13 protein-coding genes are annotated in these 24,682 nt (G+C 45.9%); 6 read left to right on the top strand and 7 right to left on the bottom strand.

Annotated features, from left to right (window positions below):
• Positions 1-5: 5 nt before the first annotated feature.
• The 6 genes from DW947_RS04150 to DW947_RS04125 form a co-directional block, all read right to left on the bottom strand.
• Positions 6-1,280 carry a TolC family protein gene (locus DW947_RS04150; protein WP_117963498.1) on the bottom strand — a complete coding sequence of 425 codons (1,275 nt, stop codon included), beginning with the start codon at positions 1,278-1,280 and terminating at the stop codon, positions 6-8.
• Between the two features lie 34 nt (positions 1,281-1,314).
• Complete coding sequence (locus DW947_RS04145) at positions 1,315-4,344, bottom strand: efflux RND transporter permease subunit (protein WP_005826331.1); 3,030 nt, start codon at positions 4,342-4,344, stop codon at positions 1,315-1,317.
• A 50-nt stretch (positions 4,345-4,394) separates the two neighbouring features.
• The gene (locus tag DW947_RS04140; RefSeq protein WP_044467721.1) at positions 4,395-5,447 is read right to left on the bottom strand and encodes an efflux RND transporter periplasmic adaptor subunit; all 1,053 of its coding nucleotides are present in this window, start codon (positions 5,445-5,447) and stop codon (positions 4,395-4,397) included.
• A 176-nt stretch (positions 5,448-5,623) separates the two neighbouring features.
• Positions 5,624-7,939: a family 65 glycosyl hydrolase domain-containing protein gene (locus DW947_RS04135; RefSeq protein ID WP_117963497.1), complete on the bottom strand. Its 2,316-nt coding sequence runs from the start codon at positions 7,937-7,939 to the stop codon at positions 5,624-5,626.
• A gap of 224 nt (positions 7,940-8,163) precedes the next feature.
• A complete protein-coding gene (locus DW947_RS04130) occupies positions 8,164-9,531 on the bottom strand; it encodes an MFS transporter (RefSeq protein ID WP_005826335.1) in 1,368 nt (455 codons plus the stop codon).
• Positions 9,532-9,550: 19 nt separating this feature from the next.
• Entirely contained in the window at positions 9,551-10,555 is a 1,005-nt protein-coding gene (locus DW947_RS04125) for a LacI family DNA-binding transcriptional regulator (protein ID WP_005826336.1), read from the bottom strand.
• 215 nt (positions 10,556-10,770) lie between these two features.
• Here DW947_RS04125 and DW947_RS04120 point away from each other — a divergent pair, with 215 nt between their 5' ends.
• From DW947_RS04120 to DW947_RS04095, 5 genes are all read left to right on the top strand, one after another.
• On the top strand, positions 10,771-11,946 hold the full coding sequence (locus DW947_RS04120) for an arabinogalactan endo-beta-1,4-galactanase (RefSeq protein ID WP_118940692.1): 1,176 nt from the start codon (positions 10,771-10,773) through the stop codon (positions 11,944-11,946).
• 28 nt (positions 11,947-11,974) lie between these two features.
• Complete coding sequence (locus tag DW947_RS04115; protein ID WP_118940691.1) at positions 11,975-14,452, top strand: glycoside hydrolase family 2 TIM barrel-domain containing protein; 2,478 nt, start codon at positions 11,975-11,977, stop codon at positions 14,450-14,452.
• Positions 14,453-15,183: 731 nt separating this feature from the next.
• On the top strand, positions 15,184-18,150 hold the full coding sequence (locus DW947_RS04105) for a SusC/RagA family TonB-linked outer membrane protein (RefSeq protein WP_005835749.1): 2,967 nt from the start codon (positions 15,184-15,186) through the stop codon (positions 18,148-18,150).
• Positions 18,151-18,154: 4 nt separating this feature from the next.
• Positions 18,155-19,801 (top strand): RagB/SusD family nutrient uptake outer membrane protein, encoded by a 1,647-nt coding sequence (locus DW947_RS04100; RefSeq protein ID WP_087332742.1) that lies wholly within the window; start codon positions 18,155-18,157, stop codon positions 19,799-19,801.
• 26 nt (positions 19,802-19,827) lie between these two features.
• The gene (locus DW947_RS04095) at positions 19,828-21,261 is read left to right on the top strand and encodes a SusF/SusE family outer membrane protein (protein WP_087332790.1); all 1,434 of its coding nucleotides are present in this window, start codon (positions 19,828-19,830) and stop codon (positions 21,259-21,261) included.
• A 721-nt stretch (positions 21,262-21,982) separates the two neighbouring features.
• On the opposite strand, the gene DW947_RS04085 is transcribed toward DW947_RS04095, so the two are convergent.
• Entirely contained in the window at positions 21,983-23,134 is a 1,152-nt protein-coding gene (locus DW947_RS04085; protein WP_117963491.1) for an ISAs1 family transposase, read from the bottom strand.
• Positions 23,135-23,432: 298 nt separating this feature from the next.
• Between DW947_RS04085 and DW947_RS04080 the strand changes: the two genes are divergently transcribed.
• On the top strand, positions 23,433-24,509 hold the full coding sequence (locus DW947_RS04080; RefSeq protein WP_087332740.1) for an IS110 family transposase: 1,077 nt from the start codon (positions 23,433-23,435) through the stop codon (positions 24,507-24,509).
• The last annotated feature ends 173 nt before the right edge of the window (positions 24,510-24,682 follow it).

The raw sequence follows: 24,682 nt of genomic DNA, 5'->3' as shown, positions 1-24,682 counted from the left end.
GCATTTCATTCACTAACCACCTTCCAATATTCAGCCATCGCCATCTTCTCCGCCAGATACGCATCAATTAGGTTGGCGTGTGCCTGCGTCCACGAGAGTTGTGCGGACAACACATCTGCCATGCTGGCTTTTCCTTCATTATAAGAGAAGGTGACAAGGCCCAGATTCTCTTCGGCGAGTATCATATTCTCCCGGGCCGTCTTGACTTGCTGTTCAGTTTCCGTCAGTTTTGTGGTGGCTGCGGAGAGTTCCTCCAGAATATTGTCCGTTACATAGCTTTGTTGCAGCTTCTGTATGCCGATATAGGCTTTCTGTTGGCGGTTTGTCTTGAAGCGGGCTCCCCAACGGAAGATGGGGATGCTGACATTGACTCCTACGACGGGAGTATGAGGTACATCCTGCCCCATATAGGTGATTCCCGTATCCCAACCGGTAGCGAGGAACATGTTGACTTGTGGGTTGTAGCGGCTGAGGGCGGCATGCCGTTGCGCTTCACTGCGGGCGATGTTCACGGAGGTACTGGCATATTCTGCTCGGCGAAGCAGCACATCATCTAGGCCCAGAGGTATGATGGAGGCAGTCGGTATATCTATTTCGGCTATGCTGTCTATGGGAGCGTCCGGTTCCGAGCCCATAAGGATATTCAGTTTTTGCAGGGCAAGGGTATGGTTTTGGCGTGCCTTGATGTACTGCAATTCGGCTTCCTTACGTCGGGTGGAAATCATCAGCAAGTCTGTGCGGCTGATGGCACCGTCATCAAAGCGGTCTTGGATGATGTCGTACTGCTGTTGTACAATATCCTGAAAGGTAGCCGCGGCTTTCAGACCGGCACGGGCGGCAGAGGCATTCCAATAGACGGCGTCACTTTGATAGTGTATCTGGTCGAGGGTCAGCTCTGTGGTAAGTTGGTCCAGTGCCTCTTCGGCTTGCGCCACTTTCTTTTGGGCTATTAGGGAACCTCCGGTATAAAGCGGCTGCGTCAAGGTGGCAAGTGCCTGATAGGTATAAGGGTGGTAGTCTCCTTTCGGACTGTTCCATTGGTCCAGATGATTGAGATTGGCGGTACCCTCGGCGGTGATGTCAATCTGGGGCAGGAAACCGGTGGAGGCAATCTTGCGTGCCTCGGTACTGGCGAATGTTTTCAGATGCTGTTGTTTCAGAATCTGGCTGTATGCTTCTACCTTGTCGCGGTATTCTTCGCGGCTCAGATATGCTTGTTGTGCCCCGGCATTCAGTCCTGAGCACAGTAATGATAGAATAAGTATATTTGTTTTCATCATTCAATTGGTAAACTGTAAATTGTTGAATGTTCTCTCACTTGATTTTATGAATGGCGCAATAAGCCACCGGCAGCACGAATAGTGTCAATGCCGAGGCTACCAGCAAACCACCCATGATGGTTGCCGCCATGCCGCCGAACATGGCGTCGAACAATAACGGCAACATTCCCAGGATAGTGGTACCCGATGCCATAGCCACCGGGACAATACGGGTGGTCGTTGCACTGATAACGGCTTCACGCGGTGCTTTTCCGGCAGCGGTTTCCGTATCAATCTGGTCCACCAGCACGATGGCATTCTTGATATTCATTCCAATCAGCCCCAGCAAGCCGAGGATGGAGAAGAAGTCGAATGATTTCCCCAATACCACCAGTCCCAGTACAATACCTATAAAGATAAGCGGCAGCATCAGCAGGATAACAATCGGCTTCCGGTAGCTGCGGAACAGAAACAGCAAGGTGACGAACATAAGGAAGAATGTCAGCGGCAGGTTAGCTGCCAGTGCGGCATTGCTTTCTGCCTGGCTTTCCTGCTCTCCGAAGTATTTCATGGTGTAACCTTCGGGCACATCAATCTCTTCTTGCACTTGCTTCCATATACGGTTGAAGGCGGCAATGGCATTCACACCGCGGCGTGGGTCGGCCTGCGCCATCATCACCATCTGCCGGTTGTAGTCTTTCACATTGGAGAACTTGTACTGGAAGTCGAACCGGCTGACGACTTGTTCCAGAGTGGTTGTTTCGCGTGCAGTGCCGAATACGGGGAGTGTACGCAAGTCGTTGATGCGGAAAGAGTCGATAGTTTTATCCTTCAACAGAACGGGAAGTACCTGGTCTCCTTCCCTGTATTCCCCAAGTGTCATGCCGTTCGTACCGATCTGGATACTCTGTGCCATGCTTTGACGGGAGATACCCAACGGTTGTGCACGCTCCTGACTGTAAACGGGATGCCATACCGGTATCTTATTGCCCCAGGAGTTGCGCACGTTGATAAGTTCGCCGTCACGGTGCATGATGTCCAGAGCCTTGTTGGTCAACATGACCAGCGTATCCGTGTTATTGCCGATGAACCCGATTTCAATGGCGGCATCTACAGCAGGAGAGAGTTTGAACAACATGGTACGGGTGATGGCATTGGGATAGTTGGCCTTCATGTAGGCATCAAGGTTCTCTTCCTGCTTCTTGGTATATTTGCTGTCCGTTACTTCCACCAGGATATTGGCGAAGTTAGGTTTGGGACCGACGGAAGTGGAGGCCAGATAGTAACGCAACGGTGTGCTGCCGAATGTGACGGATACCCGTTTCACTTCCGGCTGCTGCATCAGATGCGCTTCCACCTTTTTCATTTCGGTTTCTACTTCGCGGATGCTGTACCCGTCCGGATAGAATACATCTGCCCGAAAGTAGGGCTTGTCCAGAGAAGGGAAGAAGTTCTGGGGCATCAGCCCCATGACGATGAGGGAGAGGATGAACAGTGCTGTAATGCTTCCAAGGGTCAACGCCTTCTTGCGTATCAGTGTGCTGAGGATGGAGGCGAATTTATGGTAGAAAGGCTTGTCGTATGGGTCCTTGCTACCATCTTTAGCCTTTGCTTTCAGTATGAAGTTGCCGAATGTAGTGGTTTGTGTCAACGCCAGCACCCAACTTAATCCCAGGGAAATGGCCAACACTACGAATAGCGGTTTCACGATTTCGGCTACGGAAGAGGGAGCCAGATACAGTGGCAGAAACGAACAGATGGCAATGAACGTTGCTCCCAGCAATCCCCATTGGGGACCGGTGGCACCGTCTATCAGCGCTTTTCGGCGGTCGATGCCGCGGGCAATGGCAATTTGGGCATTATCTGTCACCACGATGGCATTGTCCACCAGCATTCCCATGGCTATGATGAATCCGGCGAGGGAGGTCCGGTTCAGACCTACGCCAAGAAACGACATAATGAGCAGTGTGCCTCCGATAGAGAATATAAGGGAAGAGCCAATCAGTACTCCTGCACGCATGCCCATCACCAGCATGATGATTACAATCACAATCAGGATGGATTCTATCAGATTGATGATGAACCCGTTGTTGGCTTCTTTGGCAATCACGTTTTCGGGATACAGACTTTCCAGTTCCAGCCCCACGGGGATGAGGGGCATGAGTTCGGCAAGCCTCCGGTCTACCAGTTCACCGGTTTTTACCACATCCTTTGTCGGGTCGGTGGAGATGCCGATACCGATGGCGCGCTTTCCGTTGACGTGCATGATATTGCCGGGAGGTTCCATGTATCCCTTTTCAATGATGGCGATGTCACCCAGCTTGACTTGTCCGCCGGAGGTAGTGATAACCTGGTTGTGGATATCATCGACAGTCGTGTAGGTACCGTTGGCCACAATGCGTAACTGTTGTTCTCCGGCGCTGATTTCACCCGTATTGATAATCTGGTTCTGCGATTGTAGCAGGCTGGCCAGCTGCTTGGGGTCGATACCCATTCCTGCCAGCTTGTTTACGGAGATGAATATATGGATGACCTCTGTCTGTGTACCGAAAAGGGCTACCTTCATCACACCGTCTGCCGTGATGACTTGTGTCTTGATTCGTTCCGCCCAGTTTCTCATTTCTTCATAAGAGAAACCGTCGTCACCCACCAGGCCGTAATAGATGCCGAAAACGTCTCCAAAATCATCCGAGACGGTCGGTACAGAAGAGCCTGCGGGCAGTTGGGGCTGTATGTTGAGCACTTTACGCCGCAGTTCGTCCCACTTCTGCGGAATGGATGCGGCAGAGAGTGACGGTTGCAGTTCGAAGGTTATCTTGGAGAGTCCGTACATAGACTCTGACTTTATCTTGTAGACGCCGCTCATCGACTGTATTTCTCGGGAGATGGGTTCGGTGACGAGCCGTTCCACTTCTGCCGGCTCCGCTCCCGGGTAGCGTGTCATGATGACTGCCGACTTGATGACGAAAGGTGCGTCTTCCTTCTTTCCCAACCTGCCGAATGACAGTATACCGCCGATAAGCAGCACAGCCAGAAAGAAGTAGACTATCTTCGTGTTGTCTAATGAATATTGGACTAGATTCATAATGAATATTTTTTAGATAAATGGGGAATGTAATGTGCCAATGTGATTAATCACATTAGTACCTTTATTGCTTCTCCTTCTGTCAGCTGGTATACTCCGGCCGTCACAACGGTTTCTCCCGGTTCCAACCCTTTAGAAATAAGCAGGTTTGCCTCTCCCGTTGGAGAATAAACGGTCACTTCGCGGCGACTGACTTTATTACCTTCCACCACCCATACATACGTTTTCCGGTTTTCACTGTCGCCAAATACGGCGCTTAACGGTACATTCATCAGCTTTTCTTCCAGAAAGGGAGCGACATCCGATGCCAGCTTTATTTTGCATGTGAATCCCGGTTTTACGTCATAACGTGTACGGTCAAAGTGCGGGTCGTCAATTGTTATTGTCACCGGAATACCCGTCCCTGCTGTGGAGATGTCAAGATACTCTTCCAGTCTGGCATCGAAAGCCTCTGCAGGGTAACTGTCGAACACCACCTTGAACTTTACGTCCTTGGCACGGAGCAGATAGAGATAATCATCCGGTACGGTGAACTTGATTCGTAGCTTCTGTGTATTTACCAGCTGTACAACCCCTTCTCCTGCATTGACACGCTGATAGTTCTCTACCAGCCGTTTTTCGATGGAACCCTCGAAAGGGGCTGTCAGCCGCGTATCCCGCATATTGTTGCCGGACAACTCGTAAGTGGATTTTGCTTTCTGATAGTTGGCTACGCTGATTTCGTATTCCTGCACGGAGATAGCCTGGCGGCCAAGCAGCCGTTTGTTACGTTCCACTTGTGCGGCAGCTGTTTCGTAGGCAGCCTTGTCGGCTGCATATTGCAGGGAGATGTCGCGTGGGTCGATGGCGGCAATCAGTTGCCCCTTTTTTACCCGCTGTCCCTCTACAACCGGGAGGCTGATGATTTGTCCGCTGACGCGGAAGGCAAGTCTCACATATTCCACGGCTTCCACTATTCCGGAGAAGTCTTTGCGGATAACCGACTGTGAACTGACTTGCGCAGTCTTCACCGGTCGGATAAGGGTATTGCTACCCTTTTGTTTTTGCCCGCACGACGTGATGAACAACGTCGTAACCAGGGCGAAAAGAAACATTTTTTTCATTGGTAAACAAGTATATAGTTATTCGTTCAGGTATATATAAAAACATAAAACCGGGAAAACAACCAAATGTTCTCCCGGTTATAGGATAAATGATGATTTAATGTGCCAATGTGCTAATATGCTAATGTGCCAATGATCTGCGGCGTGATAGCGCAGCATAAATATTGCGTAGCCAATTAGCACATTGGCATATTAATTTTCAATTCCGTCCCCCGTTCCAGCGTATATGGGTGTCCGTAGACTTGTATGTCCACTTTGCTGCCTGCTGTAAGCGAGATTTCGATTTCTTTTCTTACCCGTATGTGAAGTGTGTTTTTCAGATAATTCACCTTGAATGAATAGCTGTCCCATTTTTGCGGTATGACGGGGGAGAAACACAATGTCTCCTTCAGCACCTGCATACCTGCAAATCCGCGTACAATGGCCAGCCAGCTGCCGGGCATACTGGTTATGTGCAGACCTTGGTCCGCTTCGTTGTTGTAGTCGTCCAGGTCAAGCCGCGTGGCATGCAGGAAAAGCTGGTAAGCTTTTTCCACTTTGCCGATGCGTGCAGCCAGGATGGAATGGATGTGGGGAGAAAGGGAGGATTCGTGTACGGTCATCGGCTCATAGAACTCGAAATTGCGGCGGACGGTTTCCGTGTCGAAATAGAAATAATAGAGGTAAAGTCCGAGCAACACGTCGCTCTGCTTGATGTAGCAAGAGCGCAGAATGCGGTCCCATGACCAATGTTGGTTGATGGGGCGTTCTTCGGCAGGAATGTTATCTGTACTTTCCAGTACTTTATCCATATAGCCGTCATTTTGGATAAAAATACCCCGTTCCTTGTCTTCCGGCAGATACATGTGTTCGATGATGTCTCTCCACCGGGCACTTTCCTTCACTTGGTCGAGATTGGTGATGCGGCGTATGTGGGCATATTCATCCGGATATTGCTGTGCCACCATTTCCAGAAAACGGAGGGTCATCTTGAGGCACTGTATACAGGAATAGTTAGTGTACCAGTTGTTGTCCACATTGTTTTCGTATTCATCCGGGCCGGTAACCCCCAGTATGACATATTTCTGTTTGGGTTGGGAGAAGGATACCCGTTGGCTCCAAAAACGGCTGACGGCAATCATTACTTCCAGGCCATATTTAGCGATATAGTCCATATTGCCCGTCAGCGCTGCATGCTGAACGATGGCATAGACAATGATATTGTTACGGTGGATTTCCTCGAAGGTTATTTCCCATTCACTGTGGCATTCCTCTCCATTGTTGGTTACCTGCGGAAACAACGCTGCACCGTCCTTGAAACCCAGTTTACGGGCGTTTTCGATGGCTTTGGGAAGCTGGTTGTACCGATATGCCAGCAAGTTCTTTGCAATCTCTTTGGGAGTGGAGAGCAAAAAAAACGGTACACAACACAGTTCCGTGTTCCAATAAGTATTTCCGCCATATTTTTCTCCGGTGAATCCTTTGGGGCCGATGTTTAGGCGCGGATCATCTCCCCGGTAAGTCTGATACAGTTGGAATATGTTGTACCGGATACCTTGTTGCGCTTCCGGGTCCCCTTCGATGACGACATCCGTTTCGTCCCAGATTTCCTGCCAGGCCCTTCGATGCTCTTCTACCAGCGTATTCCAGCCTATGCTCTTGGCTTCGCGTGCCTCGGCCACGGAGTGTTCCACCAATTCACTCCGTTCGTGGTAGAGAGAAGAAGCGATGGCGGTGTATTTGATGAGTGTCACGTTGTCTCCGGGTTTCACGTCGGCACCTACGCTGAAACCGGTCTGCTTTTCCTTTTCTATCCGTATGGGGTTGGCAGTGGTTTCCTTGTTGTTTTTGAAGAATTGGTAAGTCATGGCGTAGCACACTTGTGCATCTTCCCGGCGGGTCTGTGTCCAGAGATAGGCACAGCTGCTGGTAGAACCGGAACGCAGTATGTTCCATATTTTCAGGTTTGGCAGATCGGCATCGTCTACTATATTCCCGTCAAGGATGGGCACGAGTGAGATTCTGCCGGTATAGTTGATGGAAGACACGCTGTACTTGATGAGACAGAGGTTGGGTCTTGCCATATTTGTGATATGCTCTACATGGATGCGGAGCTGGTTTCCACGAGGAGACGTCACCTCCATGTCCCGGTAGGAGATACCTTCCTTCATATCCAGGCGGCGGTTGAAGCTGTCGACATCCCAGCCTGCCAAATCGAGTTCCTCATCGATGAGGCGCAGGTTGATGCGGCTCCAGTCGGCAGCCTTGGGTATACGGGTGTAATATGGTGGAAATCCGTTCTTCCACCATCCTACGCGGGTTTTGTCCAGGAAAGTGATGCCGGCCACAAATGAACCACGGTAACTGTCACTGCTGTAAGGCTCCTCAAAATACCCTCGTTGCCCGAAACGTCCGTTTCCGAGGCTGAATATACTTTCCGACATCCGTTGACGGTCGGGGTGGAATTGGTCTTCGATGATGTTCCATTCATCGGTCTTGAGGTATTTTTTCATGGCGACGTGTTTTCTGTAGTTATCGCCGTAAAGATACGCAATATGCGGAAATAAAAGAGAAAAGTGAGGACAAAAATAGTGAAAGGGGAAGGGAGGGGATTAAAAAAGATAATATAGCACACAGATGACACAGATAAGGCAGATGAACACGGATTATTAGACAAACTTATCCGTGTTCATCTGCCTTATCTGTGTCATCTGTGTGCAGAAGTAGGAGCTTGGTTCTATTTCTCTCCCTTAGTCTCTTTAATTAAATATACACAGAAAGCACCTATTATCAGCATCACTCCTGCCAATACAAGCATATTGATTTCGGGGGGCAGTACTCCTTTGGGAGTAAACAAGGACAGAATACTGCCGCCCAAAGCTGCCGCAATAATCTGTGGAATACAGATGGTACCATTGAAAAGACCTAAGTAGGTACCCATATGTCCTCCGCTCAGTGCATTGGTCAAGATGGTGAACGGCAGTGCCAGCATGGCAGCCCATGCACAACCTATCAGCAGGAAGGAAATGAACAACATATACGGATTGTGCATAAAATAGGTGGAAATGAAACCTATACCTCCCAGAACAAGGCTGAGTGAGTAGACGCGGCGGCGGTCCTTGAACATCGGTATGCAGATGGCCCAAAGCACAGAGCCGATGGCTTGCACGGCAAACAGTACGCCTACCCAGTCGGCGGCATTCTGATATTGCAGGCTCTTGGTGTCGAGTACTACTTTGGTCACACCATCTACCAGGTGCTCTACTGTAGGAGCGTCAAAAGCATTGGCAGCGATGCTGCCGTTGGTATAGGTCCACATGAACATAAAGGCAAACCAGCAGAAGAATTGTACCAGTCCGATAGTCCAGAATGCTTTCGGAGCCTTGATGAGCAGCTTCAGCATGTTGGTCTTTTCATGTTCCTCTTCTTCGGTGATGCCGTGATACTCTGCATATTCGGCAGGCGGCATCTCTTTTACTTTGACCGAAGTGTAGATAACGCAGAAGATAAGGATGGCTGCTCCGATGTAGAACGAGTAAATCACCGAGTCGGGGATTACTCCTTGGGGAGCTGTATTGCTGATGCCAATCCATGCAAAGATGAACGGGAAGAGATAGCCTACCAGGCTGCCTGCATTGCAGAGAAAACTCTGGATGGAGTAGGCGAGCCCTTTTTGTTTCTCATTCACCATGTCACCCACCATCATTTTGAAGGGTTGCATGGCCATATTGATGGAGGTGTCGAGGAACATCAGCGATACCAGTCCGAAAATCATGGCTGTACTTACTGCCATGCCGAAGCTTCCGGCATTGGGTAGCAGGCACATGACGAGTACGGCCACCAACGAACCTATAAACAGATAAGGGATGCGCCGTCCGAAGCGTGTCCAGGTCTTGTCACTGGCGGCTCCCACAATGGGTTGTACAATGATACCTGCCAACGGCGGTAATATCCAGAAATAACTCAAATTATGCGGGTCTGCACCCAAAGTGGAAAAGATACGGCTGATGTTTGCACTCTGCAAAGCATATGCAATCTGTACGCCGAAAAAACCAAAGCTGATGTTCCACAGCTTCCAGAAACTTAAATCGGGTTTTACTTTCATGATGGTTTAATATGTTTTATTATTTCGTAGTTCCTCTTATCACCAGATTGGTACGTACTATCTTGTTGTTGCTTTTCTCTTCTCCCTCCAGCTTTCCGGTCAGAATGCTGAAAGCGCTTTTACCTACTTCCTCGCCATGCTGCTCCACGGTAGTCAGCTTCGGGTCGGTGCTTTGCGCAATGGCTCCGTCGGTGAATCCGCAGATGGATACTTCATCGGGAACTTTTACGCCGACCAGTTTGCAGGCATACAGTATGCCCGAAGCTGTCTCGTCGTTGATGGCAAAGAAACCGTCAGGGCGGTCTTCGCTTTCCAGCAGGTCGGGAGTGATGGAGATGGCACGTTCACGGGTGTCGCACAACAGAATCATGCTGTCGTCCACCGGAATTTTATACTTCTTCATGGCATCCAGGTAGCCGTTCCGGCGATTTTTGGTAATCTCCAGGTGGGGAGCCGCACCATAGAAAAGGATACGCTTGCATCCGGTCTGTATCATGTATTCCACGGCGGCAAAGGAGCCGGCATAATCGTCCACCACCACTCGCTCGGTTTTCAGCCCCGTGCAGATACGATCGTAAAAGACGATGGGAATATCGTTGTTCAGTAGCTCCTGGTAATGGTCGTATTGGGAAGTGTCCTTGGCAAGTGAAGCGATGACTCCGCAGACACGGGCGGCAAGGAAAGAATGCACAATCTTCACTTCCTGCTCGTACGATTCGCTGCTCTGCGCCACTATGATATTATATCCGGCATTTGCCGCCGCTTTCTCAATTCCGCTCAATACGCAGGAAAAGAAGTGGTGTACCAGTTGGGGGACAATGACGCCGATGGTATTGCTGCGGCTTGCGCGGAGATTTACGGCCAGTACATTGGGCTTGTAGTTATGTTCGCGCGCATAGGCATGGACAAGGTCACGAGTTTCCTTGCTGATGTCCGGATTGTCTTTTAGCGCTCTTGACACGGTGGAAGGGGAGACATTCAGCGCCCGGGCAATATCCTTGATGGTAATCTGCGGTTTATTCATGGTATAGTTTTGAGGACAAAGATAAGGTAAACTTCCCTAATCCGATTGCAAAAATAACGTAATATGGTAAATTGTGCTTATTCGTTGAGGTTTATCGGGTTGTAAGTTTGTGCAAACGATTGCAGACACCCGTATTTTGACAAATAGAGGTGATATATAGTTCTATATTCCCTAAATGCTTATATTTGCAGTATGCAATTAATGATGATAACGCCATGAAACACATGAAGTTCTTGACTTTCTTTTTTTGTATTGCCTTTGCCGTATTTGCATGCAGCAGCAATAATGAGACAGACCCCAACGCCGGTGGACTTCCCGATAAGGAGGAACCTCTGGTTACGGACTTTGCTAAAGGTGCCGACATCAGTTGGGTGACGGAGATGGAACATAAGGGTATGAAATTTTACAATACCTCCGGTGTGGAGACCGATTGTTTCCAGCTGATGAAGGATTTGGGCCTGAATGCGGTTCGACTCAGAGTATGGTTTAATCCCAAAGAGCACGATAACTGGTGCAATACGGCTGATTTGGTGACGAAAGCCAAGCGTGCCGCAGAGCTGGGTATGGATGTAATGGTAGACTTCCATTACAGTGATTGGTGGGCCGACCCTGGACAGCAGCATAAGCCTGCTGCATGGAAAGGACTGAACTTGGCCGACTTGAAGAAAGCCATCGCCGACCATACTGCCGATGTACTTAATGCGCTGAAAGCGGCAGGAGTTGCTCCCAAGTGGGTTCAGGTAGGTAATGAAATCCGTCCGGGGATGCTTTGGGATGAAGATGCTGCATTGAGTGGTGCGTCCTATAATGTGAGGGAATGTGATGTAAAGGGTTCCAACAGCACTTCCGAGAAAGTGAAATACCGTAAGAACTTTGCCAATCTGGCTGCTTTTATCAATGTAGGATACGATGCGGTAAAGTCCGTCTTTGACGATGCTATTGTCATCGTCCATCTGGACAATGGATATGACAACGAATTGTATACCTGGTTCTTTAATGAACTGAAAGCCAATGGCGGTAAGTGGAATATGATAGGCATGTCGCTCTATCCTTACAGGACGATGCTCGAGCACAAGGAATATACAGCTGATAGAACTATCACCGAGTGTATTGCCAATATTAATAGTGTAGCCCGGAAATACAACTGTAACGTGATGGTGGTGGAAACCGGCATGGAGTGTGCCGACGACAAAGGGAATCTGGCAAGTGCTTCCGTGCTGGCAGAAGGGAAACGCCAACTGGCACGTATCCTGAAAGAGTGCAAGGAGAATACCGGCGGACGCTGCAAGGGCGTGTTCTACTGGGAACCGGAATGCAGGCCGAATCAATATCGGCTGGGGGCATTCACTGAAGACGGCCGCCCCACTGTGATAATGGATGCTTTTAAATAATTATATTAACAAAATCTTTTAAAGAAGAATGAGAAAGACAATACTTATCTTTTCCTGCTGCGCTTTTTTTGCCTTGGCGGCAATGGCGCAGCGTACAGAAGCATTGTTGGAAAAGAACTGGAAGTTCACCAAGGGAGATGTTCCCGAAGCAACACAAACAAATTTCGACGACAGTAAGTGGGAAACAGTGACCATTCCTCATGATTGGGCCATCTTTGGTCCGTTCGACCGCAACAACGATTTGCAGGAGGTAGCGGTTACGCAAGACCTTGAAAAGCAAGCTTCTGTAAAGACCGGGCGTACCGGAGGGTTGCCTTATGTGGGTGTCGGTTGGTATCGTACGGCTTTTGATGCTCCTGCCGACAAGCAGGTCACTCTGGTTTTCGATGGTGCTATGAGTGAGGCTCGGGTCTATGTCAATGGGAAAGAAGCTTGTTTCTGGCCTTTCGGATATAACTCTTTTCATTGCGATGTTACCGGTTTGCTGAATGCCGACGGTAAAAACAATGTGCTGGCTGTCCGTCTGGAAAACAGGCCCCAGTCCTCCCGTTGGTATCCGGGGGCGGGATTGTATCGCAATGTCCGCCTGGTTACTACGGAACGTGTCCATGTTCCGGTTTGGGGTACACAGCTCACCACACCGCATGTTTCTGCTGAATACGCTTCCGTGCGTCTGCGTACTACAATACGGAATGCCGGTGATGCGGATGTTCGTATTTCTACTGATATTATTGCGCCGGACGGTAAGATAGTAGCCCGTAAGGATAATAGCCGGAAAATTAATCACGGACAGCCATTTGAGCAGAATTTTCTGATAAATGCTCCGTCTCTGTGGTCCCCTGAGACACCTTATTTATATAAGGCAGTATCTAAGATTTATGTAGATGGCAAACAGACTGACGAATATACCACGCGTTTTGGTATCCGCAGTATTGAGATTATAGCTGATAAGGGATTCTTCCTGAATGGTAAGCACCGTAAATTCCAGGGGGTATGCAATCACCACGATTTGGGCCCGTTGGGTGCGGCTGTCAATGTGGCTGCTCTTCGCCGTCAGTTGACATTATTGAAGGATATGGGATGTGATGCAGTCCGTACCTCCCACAATATGCCTGCACCCGAATTGGTGGAACTCTGTGACGAGATGGGCTTTATGATGATGTTGGAACCTTTCGATGAATGGGATATTGCCAAATGTGAGAATGGATATCACCGCTATTTCAACGAATGGGCAGAAAAGGATATGGTAAATATGCTGCATCAGTATCGGAACAATCCTTGTGTGGTAATGTGGAGTATAGGAAATGAGGTTCCTACCCAATGTAGTCCCGAGGGCTACAAAGTGGCTTCTTTCCTGCAGGATATTTGCCATCGCGAAGACCCTACACGCCCCGTTACTTGCGGTATGGACCAAGTGACTTGTGTGCTTGCCAACGGGTTTGCGGCAATGATTGATGTACCCGGCCTTAATTATCGGGCTCACCGCTATGTGGAGTCTTATGAGACTCTTCCACAGAATATTGTGCTCGGTTCGGAGACGGCTTCCACTGTAAGTTCCCGTGGTGTCTATAAATTCCCCGTACAGAAGGGAGCTAGTGTGATGTACGATGACCATCAGTGCTCCGGTTATGATGTGGAGTGTTGTTCCTGGTCGAATCTTCCCGATGAGGATTTTGCTTTGGCTGATGATTATGACTGGACAATCGGACAGTTCGTCTGGACAGGTTTTGATTATTTGGGTGAACCTTCTCCTTATAGTACGGATTCCTGGCCCAGCCACAGCTCCGTTTTCGGTATCATAGACTTGGCAAGCCTCCCCAAAGACCGTTTCTATCTGTACCGCAGCCTATGGAACAAGCAGGCAAATACCTTGCATGTCCTTCCGCACTGGACGTGGCCGGGCAGGGAAGGGGAGAATACTCCGGTTTTTGTTTACACCAGCTATCCCAGTGCCGAACTGTTCGTCAACGGAAAGAGTTATGGCAAACAACGGAAACTTACTGCTGATGAAAGCCGTGCTTTGGAAGGTCAGGACTCCCTTGCTTTGCAGCGTCGCTATCGCTTGATGTGGATGGATGTTCCTTATGAACCGGGCGAAGTGAAAGTGGTGGCTTATGATGCTTCCGGCAATCCTGCAGAAGAAAAGGTGATTCGTACCGCTGGCAAGCCCCATCATCTGGAGCTGGTTGCCGACCGCACCCACTTGTCTGCCGATGGTAAGGACCTGGCATATATCACAGTCCGTGTCGTGGATAAGGACGGTAACCTTTGTCCGGCAGACAGCCGCATGGTAAACTTCTCGGTGAAGGGTGCCGGAAAATATCGCGCTGCTGCCAATGGAGATGCTACCAGCCTCGATTTGTTCCATCAGCCCAAGATGCCGGCTTTCAGCGGTCAACTGACGGCTATTGTGCAGAGTGGCGAGCAAGCCGGTGAGATTGTGTTTGAGGCAAGGGCTAAAGGATTGAAGTCCGGAAAGCTGGTACTTTATACTTCAGAGAAATAAATAGCACTATTTGCTTCCACTCTACCACACCTGCTCTGTAACCCTTTGTTCATCGGTGTTTGAGGTGCGGTGGAAGCAACAGAAAAAGGTGGAAGCAAATTTTGCTTCCACCTCTGTTTTTAGGGCCGACATGATGTTAACTTATTGTAATGTAACAAGTTAATATCATGTCGGCCATTTTGTTAATATCGTGTTAATGGCATATTAATATTGTGCAGACACGTTATTCATATCCTGAAAGTATGTTGCTTGGTTTATACATGCATGGCATTTCTTCAGTAAAAGCTTTGTGTTTCTTTTGTTTTGTCTTGATGTTGTGTAGTGCTTAACGGCCATCATCCGATCTGTTGACGGCCGTTAGGCGATTTGTTGACGGCCGTTGGCAGATTGCTTTACGGCCGTTAGGCGGTGAAAAGTTCTGTGGTTCAGTTGAATAAACATATGCATAGCATGCAGGAATGCCGTATGTGGAGTGTACAGATGCATTGTATGATGGTGCAAAGTAGCCAAAATCAAATGACTTTTTCGTATTGTGCAACTTCATGCAATCGTTTGCATTGTTTGCTCCCCACATTTTACACATTCTTTATACTTTACTAAATTAATAAAGCATATTTTTGTGGCGTCATGCTTTAGGTACTTGAAAGACATTAGAAAGCAAAAGTACGAAATTATTTTTACGAATAATATATATAGGTAATTAATATTGTTAACTTTAATTTATTAAATGCATGAAGCAAGTAAATCCTAGAATCTATCGAACGATTCTTACCCTAGTTTTAGGGCTGTTCTTGTCAGTTGGCGCTTATGCACAGAACATCACCGTGAAAGGTACTGTTACTGATGCGACAGGCGAACCGGTAATCGGTGCAAATGTCTTGGAAAAGGGTACAACTAATGGCGTTATCACCGACATTGATGGTAATTTTCAGTTGCAAACCTCTCGTGGTGCAATACTTCAGGTCTCTTTTGTCGGTTTCTTAACAGCTGAAGTAAAAGCAGCTCCTAATGTGAATGTTATTTTGCAAGAAGACTCCCAGTTACTTAGTGATGTTGTGGTAATTGGTTATGCTACAGGTAGTCAGCGAACTATCTCGGGTGCCGTTCAAAAAGTAGGCCGTGAAGAAATGAATGCAGGTGTAGTGGTTAATCCATTGGCTGCTATCAAGGGCAAAATAGCTGGTGTAAATATTCAAAAAACAGGTGGTGACCCTACAGCTGCCCCCGCTATTCGTGTTCGTGGTACTACTTCTCTGACCGGAGGCAATGACCCTTTGGTTATTATTGACGGTGTGTTTGGCGATTTGAACATGTTGAATGCCATTTCTCCTGCCGATATTGAGAATTTTACAGTATTGAAAGATGCTTCTGAAACAGCTCAGTATGGTTCACGTGGTGCATCAGGAGTAATTGTAGTTACTACTATCAAGGGCAAAAATGGTGTGAAGAGTTTGAGTTACGATGGAAGTTTCGGTATTGAAACTGTTTATAAGAATCTGGATATGTTGAGTGCGAGTCAATATAGAGCTGCTGCTCAAAATTTGGGTATCAGTATCCTGGATAAAGGGTATGATACGAATTTTATAGAAGAAATGCAACAGTCCGGTTATACTCAGAATCATCGTTTGTCTTTCTCAAATGGAAATGAGGATTCCAATTATCGCGCTTCTATTGGCGTTATTGACCAGAAAGGTATTATAAAGAACAATACGATGCGCAATTATACAGCAAAGATTGATGCAATGCAAAATATGTTCAATAATAAATTGAAATTAGAATTCGGCATGTTTGGTTCATTGAAAGAAAACAGATATGTGAATGACTATCAAAAAACATTTTATTCTGCTGCTTCTTATAACCCCACTTTCCCGAATGTGAAGAATCCTGAGACGGGAATGTGGGATGAAAATGCCAATGCTAATGAGGTGCATAATCCGCTAGGTCGTTTGGATATTGATGACCGCGAAACGAATGCATTTATTAATGCGAATGCACGCATTACTTATAGCATTACAGATGATTTGAAATTGAGTGCATTTGGTTCTTATACATACAATGTAAAGGAGAACAAGAAGTACATCCCTACTTCTATTAAAGCAGGGTTGAGTAATCGTGGTGAAGCTTATCGTGGTGACAATAAGTCGCAATCTATGTTGGCGAATATGATGTTGACCTATAAGAAGGCTTTTGGCAAGCATTACATCAATGCTTTAGCTTTGGCTGAAGTTCAAAGGGTAACTAACACAGGTTTTGGAGCTACAGTGAATGGATTTAGTTCTGATGATTTTTTATATAACAATTTGCAAGCAGGTGCAGTGTTAAAATGGGGTAATAACACTTCTTATTATAATAATCCGAGTTTGGCATCTTTCATGGGACGTGTTAATTATTCATATGCCGATAAATACATTGTAACTGTGAACGCCCGTACAGATGGTTCTTCTAAAGTTGGAGCAAACAACAAATGGGCTTTCTTCCCGTCAGCATCTTTGGCTTGGGTGCTTTCTGAAGAAGAATTTATGAAAGATATTGATATTATCAGCAATTTGAAGATTAGAGCTGGTTATGGTCTTGCTGGTAATCAGGATGCTATCAGTTCCTATATGTCTTTGCCTTTGATGAGTCCGAATGGTACAACTACAGTAAATGGCCTTCCTGTAGTAACTATGGGGGTGACCCGCAATTATAATCCGGATTTGAAATGGGAAGTTAAGAAAACTTTTGATGTTGGTTTTGACTTGGGAATGTTTGACGAACGTTTGACTTTGGGTTTTGATTATTATAATTCAAAGACAACCGACCTGCTTTACAATTATGATGTGAAGGTTCCTCCTTTTACCTATCCTACTTTGCTTGCCAATATGGGAGCTATGCGTAACACGGGTATTGAAATATCATTGGGTGGAACTCCTCTGAAAACCAAAGATATGGAGTTGAATATCAACGCTAACATAGCTTTCCAACAGAATAAGTTGCTCTCGTTGAATGGCACATATATGGGTGAAGCTATGACCGCCAAAGAATATATGAATTTGGGTGGCATGAATGGTGCTGGCTTCATTGGTGGCTACAATCAGATTATCTATCAGATGGTGGGGCAGCCGGTGGGTGTATTCTATTTACCTAAATGCGACGGTTTGGTCGATAATGGATTTGGTGACTATACTTACCACATCCAAGACATTGATGGTGTTGAAGGGGTTGACCTTGCAGATGGAAAAGATCGCTATATAGCAGGTCAGGCTATGCCTAAAGCTTTATTGGGTGCTAATGTTAGCTTCCGTTATAAACAATTTGATATTCAGGTGCAAATGAATGGTGCGTTCGGGCACAAAATATATAACGGTACCTCTTTATCCTACATGAATATGAATCAGTTCCCCACATACAACGTAATGCAAGGAGCTCCAGAGAAGAATATTAAAGACCAGACAGTGACAGACTATTGGTTGGAGAAAGGTGACTATTTGCATTTTGATTATGTGACATTGGGCTGGAATCTTAATACAAAGAACATGAAAGCTATCAAGTCCTTGCGTGTCACGTTCTCTGTAAATAATTTGGCTACAATTACCGGCTACTCAGGGCTTTCTCCTTTGATTAACAGTACTACCGTAGGTGGTGATTTGGGTGTTGATGACAAACGTTTCTATCCGTTGTCTCGTACTTACTCTTTAGGACTTAGTGTTAACTTTTAATTAGATGTATATTATGAAAAAAAATATATTATATAGCTTGTTGATTTCAACAGTGGCAACTGTCGGTTTGTCTTCTTGCGATGCTTTTTTGGAAGAGAATCCGAAAGATCAGATTACGGAGGAACAGGCATATCAAAATTCTACGCTACTCTATTTAAATACAGTAGCTTCGCTCTATACCGAAGTAGGTGCTAATGGTGGTGGATCGGGTTTACAAGGTACTGACCGTGGTCTTTATGACTTGAATACTTTTACTACCGATGAGGCTGTTATCCCTACACGTGGTGGTGACTGGTATGATGGAGGGTTGTGGCAGGATGTATTCCTTCATAAATGGGGAACGAAGAACGACTTGGTAAAAGGTTCATGGGATTATCTTTATAGGGTAATTGCTCAAGCCAATAAATCATTGGATAAGTTGAATGAAATTTTGGCGAAAGACCCCGAAAATACATCTGTGCCCAAGTATATATCCGAGGTTCGCGCATTCCGTGCTTTGTATTACTATTATCTGTTGGATATGTTTGCTCGTGTGCCGTTGGTTACCTCTTCTACTACGGCAATGGCTGATGTCGAACAGTCTGAACGTTCCGTTGTATTCACATTTGTGAAAACAGAACTTGAGGAATCTGTAGCTGATTTGAGTGATGCTCATAGCAACTTGCCGGGTGAGTATTACGGTAGAATAACGAAACCGGTTGCTTACTTTCTATTGGCAAAATTGGCTTTGAATGCCGAAATTTATACAGACGATAATTGGACTGACGGTTCAAAGCCCGATGGGAAAACTATCAAGTTTACTGTGGATGGAGCAGAAAAAAATGCTTGGGAAGCTACAATTGCTTATGGTACTAAGATTAAAGAGTTGGGCTATCAGTTGGCCGATAACTTTGCTTCCAACTTCTCTACGAAAAATGAAACTTCAGTAGAGAACATTCTTACTATTCCCATGGATCCTAATTTGTATAAAAATGAGTTCTATAACTTGATCCGTTCCCGTCATTATAATCATGGTAATGCTTATGGACAGGGGGGATGGAATGGCTCTTCGGCTACCAAAGAAGCTCTCGATGCTTTTGGATATGGAACAAATGCAGTAGACCCACGTTTTGATGTTACCTATTATGCCGGTAAAGTAGAAGGACCGAAAGGTATTATTAAATTGGATGATGGAACAGATTTGGAGTATCTTCCTGCTGAAATTTCATTGGATATGTCTGGTAAGGCTTCTGAAAAAACTGCCGGTGCACGCATGAAAAAATACGAACTGGATGCAGCTGCAACCAATGATGGTAAATTGCAAACGAATGACATCGTTTTGTTCCGTTATGCTGATGTATTATTGATGATAAGTGAGGCAAAGGTAAGAAATGGCGAAAGTGGAAATGTTGAACTGAATGAAGTTCGTGCTCGCGCTGGAGCAAGTACAGATGTAGTAGCTAACCTTGAAACATTGTTGGCAGAGCGTCTGAGGGAATTTGCTTGGGAAGGTTTGCGCCGCCAAGATTTGGTACGCTTTGGTAAGTTTACACGTGCCTACACTGACAGACCTCAACTACAGGGTGAAGCTAACGGATATACTACCGTGTTTCCTATCCATGAAGATGTTTTAAGTCTGAATACTAAGTTGACTCAGAATTACGGTTACTAATGTTTAATGATTTAATACTTGATAAAATGAAAAAAGTATTTGAATATATAGCAACACTCTTATTGCTACTGGCAGTAGGGACAAGTTGTGAAGAAGGAAATGATAACTGGAAGGTGATTACGGCTGTTCCGACAGGATTGTATATTACGGGTGATGCTACAATTTATAGTGCGGCTGCCACTTCCTCTCAATTGACAACTCCAGCGTTTGACAATGCTCCGGAAGGAACTAATATTGTAGGAATCTATACATGGCTCAAATCATCAGGGAGTTTCACTATGTTGGAGGTGGATTCTGAAGGCAATGAAATCAATTATGGCAGTGGAGAATCTGTTGCTACGACTCCGGCTCCGACTTATAGATTGACCGTAGGTGGTAGCCCGTTCACGGTTGCGAAAGACGGATTATATTATGTAGCTTTTAATAAGGCTGATAATCAGCTCACGGTTATCCCTACTGATTTTGGTATTATTGGTGATGCAACTCCTCAGCAGTGGGATGATGAAACTGCTATGGCGGGTGCTTTGAATGAAGCTCAGGCTACTGTGGAGTATACTATAAAAGATGTAACACTGGATAAGAAAGAAATGAAGTTCCGTTACTTGCATAATTGGGGCGTGGATATTCCTTATCAAGGGGCAACAGTGAAGATGCACTCAAATATGGGAGCCGTCGCAAAAGGTGCTATTTCCGAGGCATTCAGTGAATGTAAAGGTGGAGGGGATAACTTTACTGTAGGTAAAGCTGGCATTTATGATGTTACATTGAAACTGGATTTACGCACCGGTGTTTTTTCTGCTCAGGCTATTTGTACGGCAGAAGACACTTCAAGTGCTACGTTACCCGAAAAGATGTTTGTTGTTGGTGCACCATGGGATTGGAAGTGGGAAAATGCACCGGAAATGATACCGGTACATAGTCACGATGGTATGTTCTGGGGAATCTATTATATTGAAGCAGGTCAAGGCGTTAAGTTCAATAATGAAATGAGCTGGGATACTGGTGACAACTTTGGAGCTGAAAACGAAGAACCCAAAGGGTATGGCGAATATCCGGCAGGTGGAGCTAATTTGGTAATCAGTACATCAGGTTATTATCAGATAGTAGTGATATGTACACTTTCTGCGGATAAGAAGAGCATAAACAGAAAGATTGTTCTTTCTGAACCGGAGCCTTACTTGATTGGTGATGCAGCAGCTGGTGGATGGGATGCTCAGTTGGCAGATGTTGATAAATTCAAATTGAATGCAGAAGGTGAGTATGTGTCTCCGGTATGCAAAGAAGGGAATTTGCGTATGTGTGTAAAATTGGAGAACTGCGATTGGTGGCAAACTGAATTTAATGTTTTTGATGGCAAGATTCTATTCCGCGGTAAAGGCAATGATCAGGATGCCGTTAAGGTAGCTGCCGGACAAACAGTGAAGTTAAACTTCAAGGACAATACCGGGAGTATTCAGTAAGAACAATGTGCTGAAAGAATATAAAGTATTATAATGAAAAGGGCTGCAGGTGAAGTGCGCCCCAAAAGTTGGACAGGTTAAACATTAACCGGTTATAGAAAGAGTTCGGTATTGTACCGGACTCTTTCCATTTAACCGGGACTTTATTCTTTTATAAGTATGTTCTTTTATTTCTTTTATATTATCGGTATCTGTCATTAGCTTCGCTCAAAACCTCTTCTGATTATTTCATCAAGGTATAGTCAGAGCGTAGCGAAGAATCTACTTTCTTTATGAATACGCAGAGAAGAGATTCTTCGCTACGCTGAATACGGATAGTATAAGCTAATTATGGCGACATACTTGGTTTATAATCAGTACTTATAAGAAAACTTGAGAGATAATTGCATTGTTTGTGATGCAGTATTTGCTCAAGATTCAGCTCAGCCCCGACAAAAAGTTGAGCGCACTTTTACCCTCATGCCCTCATAATGTGCTGCATCCCTTTGTCCATCGGGCATACAGCTATGAGGGTAACCATGAGGGCAGCATGAGGGTAAGGCGTTACTCTCATAGCGTATCGTCCGCTCGCTTCGTGGCATCCGGGAAAAACAATGGCAAGAAAGATGTATACCCCTTTGCTTTCTATGCTGAATCACAGAGGTTTGTCGTGTTGAAGCACCTTGTCTGTCAACGGCTCACTATGGTGGGCTTTCTTGTTCATATGGGCAGGGCTGACGCATTAAAAATATTTCATTGATAAAAGTTCACAAAGAAGTTCATCATCCCATCCAGCAGCCTTTCTTTTTCCTTTCACGCTTCCCTTTCTTTCATTTTTCTTAATGACCATCAGTGCTATTTTATTCATAAGTGAAACATTCTGTGCCGCATTGCCCGTTTTTCTGCCTGCGTCTTCATTAAAGGAGACATCCAATTGCCAATGTAGATTGTTCTCAATAGCCCAATGTGCCCGTATGGCTTCTGCTATTCTTTGAGGCTCAAGTCCCAATGAAGTGATATAGAACCTATGGTTTACAGTCGTCTCGCCTGTCGTCCTGATGGTTCTTTGCGAGGAGATTCTCACAACTGCCTTCAATCCCTTCCAATCCTTTAACATCCCGGTTAACGCCTGGCAACTGTACACAAGACACTCACGGCGTTCGTGTTTGCCATGAGCCTCTTCCTCCGTTATGTATTTGCCGTATCTGGTGGCATAATAAGCCTTGTTGACATCTATATTCTTCTTGTCCAAATCATCGAACCATCCTTTGACTGTATTATAAAGATTCCGATGGTTTTCTTTAAGAGCCAGGACATAATCCGCCCCACACTCTATTTTCTTTTTGGCAATATCCGTTTGACAGCCCATTGCATCAATGGTTACAAGGCATCCGGTTAAGTCCAATGCTTCCAGCAACAAGGGGATAGCCACAATCTCGTTATGTTTCTCATTGACTTTCAGTTGTCCAAGGCTGATTCCATTAGCTGTAGCCCAGGCACTGACCATATGGAGCTTAAATCCGGGATTCCCGGCGGGGTGGGAAGAGGTACACTTGCTGGCACCACGGATGGTCTTGCCGTCAATGGCCACGACACCCTCATATTTCTCACAAATCTCAAACATCCAGTGCCGGAAAATACGTTCGAAATACTCAGGGTTCAGAGCGCTGAAAAAGCGGTTGAAGGTATCATGGCTGGGGATGGATTCCAATCCGGGAAGACGCTCGCGGAAAAAGTCAATCTTGGCATTGCCGAAATCCTCTATCTCATACCAGGACTCCGCGCCACATATGACAGCAGCCATGGCGATATAAACGATGGCATCGGCAGAATGTACACGTTTTCTGTCAATACGAGGGTCATTGATTTGTTTACAGATACTAAATATTGCCATTGTTCTTGTCAACTTATGTTTCTTAATTGCTTATAAAGATAAGGATTTTAGATGATGTATGAAAGCGTTTTGTCTATTAGTTATCAAGCATATAAAGTATGCTTTTAATAGAATTATAATAGTTACTATGTTTGTAAATGCTGAAAATATTCGCTTGTCGGGACGGGTAGTCCCGCCCCTTGCCGCTGGGCGCTCCCCGACCAATGAATTTTAGATAAAGTAAAATAGGCGCAATAATTGAATTACTAAATTTGTAATTGACAAGATTCAATATTCAGTAATTAAAACTATTACACCTATGGTGCAAAGAAAAGAATTAAATTTTGAAGGTCAAAATATCTATATAGGTATTGACGTTCATTTGAAGACTTGGCATGTGTCAATCCTCACCGAATCCGGTTGCTTGAAAAAGCACAGCCAGCAGTCTTCCGCCCAAGCGCTCTTTGAACATTTGAAGAAACATTATCCCAACGGTAATTATCTGTCCGCTTATGAGGCCGGTTTCAGTGGCTTCTCCACTTATTATTCATTGTTGGATTTTGGTATAGAATGTCTTCCGGTTCATGCTGCCGATATTCCGACGGGACAATACGAATCCGTGATGAAAACAGATGCCATTGACTCCACCAAAATAGCGAGGGCTTTGAAGTCCGGTCTGCTTCGGGGTATTTACATCCCTAAGAAAGAGGTTCTTGATGACCGTAACGTCATGCGTTTGCGTATAACTTTGAAACGGCAACTTTCCGGTTACAAGTCACGAGTGAAGCACCTGCTTTATAATAACGGAGTTATTTATCCTGAATGTTTTCAAAACTCAAAGTCTCATTGGTCGAAACGCTATCTTAAATGGGTACATGAAGATGTACAACTGTTATCAGAAAGTCGAAATTCACTGGATCTGTTGTTGAGACAAGTGGAGTTGTTTCGTAAGAGTCTCCTTGAGATTACCCGTCTGGTACGTACGTTATCCCGTAACGGGCGTTATGGGGAAGCATACGAGAACATCGTCTCCATTCCCGGTATTGGTATGATTACAGGCATGTGCCTTTTGACAGAGATAGGTGACATTCACCGCTTCCGTAATGAAAGACAATTCGCCTCCTATCTGGGACTGGTACCTACAAGCCATAGCAGCGGTGAAAAGACAAGTCACGGCGAGATGACGTTCAGAGGAAATAAGCGGCTTGGCCCTTTACTGGTGGAGAGCGCCTTGGTAGCCATACGGCAAGACAGGGCATTGGCCGCTGCCTACAGAGAGTATTGCAAGCGTATGTTGCCGCAAGAGGCGATAATCCGCATAACCCGTAAATTGTCAAACAGAATACTGATTATACTCAAAAGTGGAAAAAAGTATGAGCATGACAGATGTTACTGACAGAAAATATAAAAGAGCCCTTCAGGCAAATTTCAACCGGGACGACTCCTGCATAAATTATGATGAACCTTCAAGGTTGCATCTCTAAATAGATTGTTGCGTCCTACCTATTATTCTGAAGAAGTAAATTGTTGGCTGCATACATTGTGGTACAACTTATAGAAGTTTGTCTA

This window comes from Bacteroides sp. AM44-19 (assembly GCF_003603395.1).
GTDB classification, from domain to species: domain Bacteria; phylum Bacteroidota; class Bacteroidia; order Bacteroidales; family Bacteroidaceae; genus Bacteroides; species Bacteroides uniformis.
Note: the sequence above shows the minus strand (reverse complement) of the source record. Positions and strands in the feature narration are given on the sequence as shown.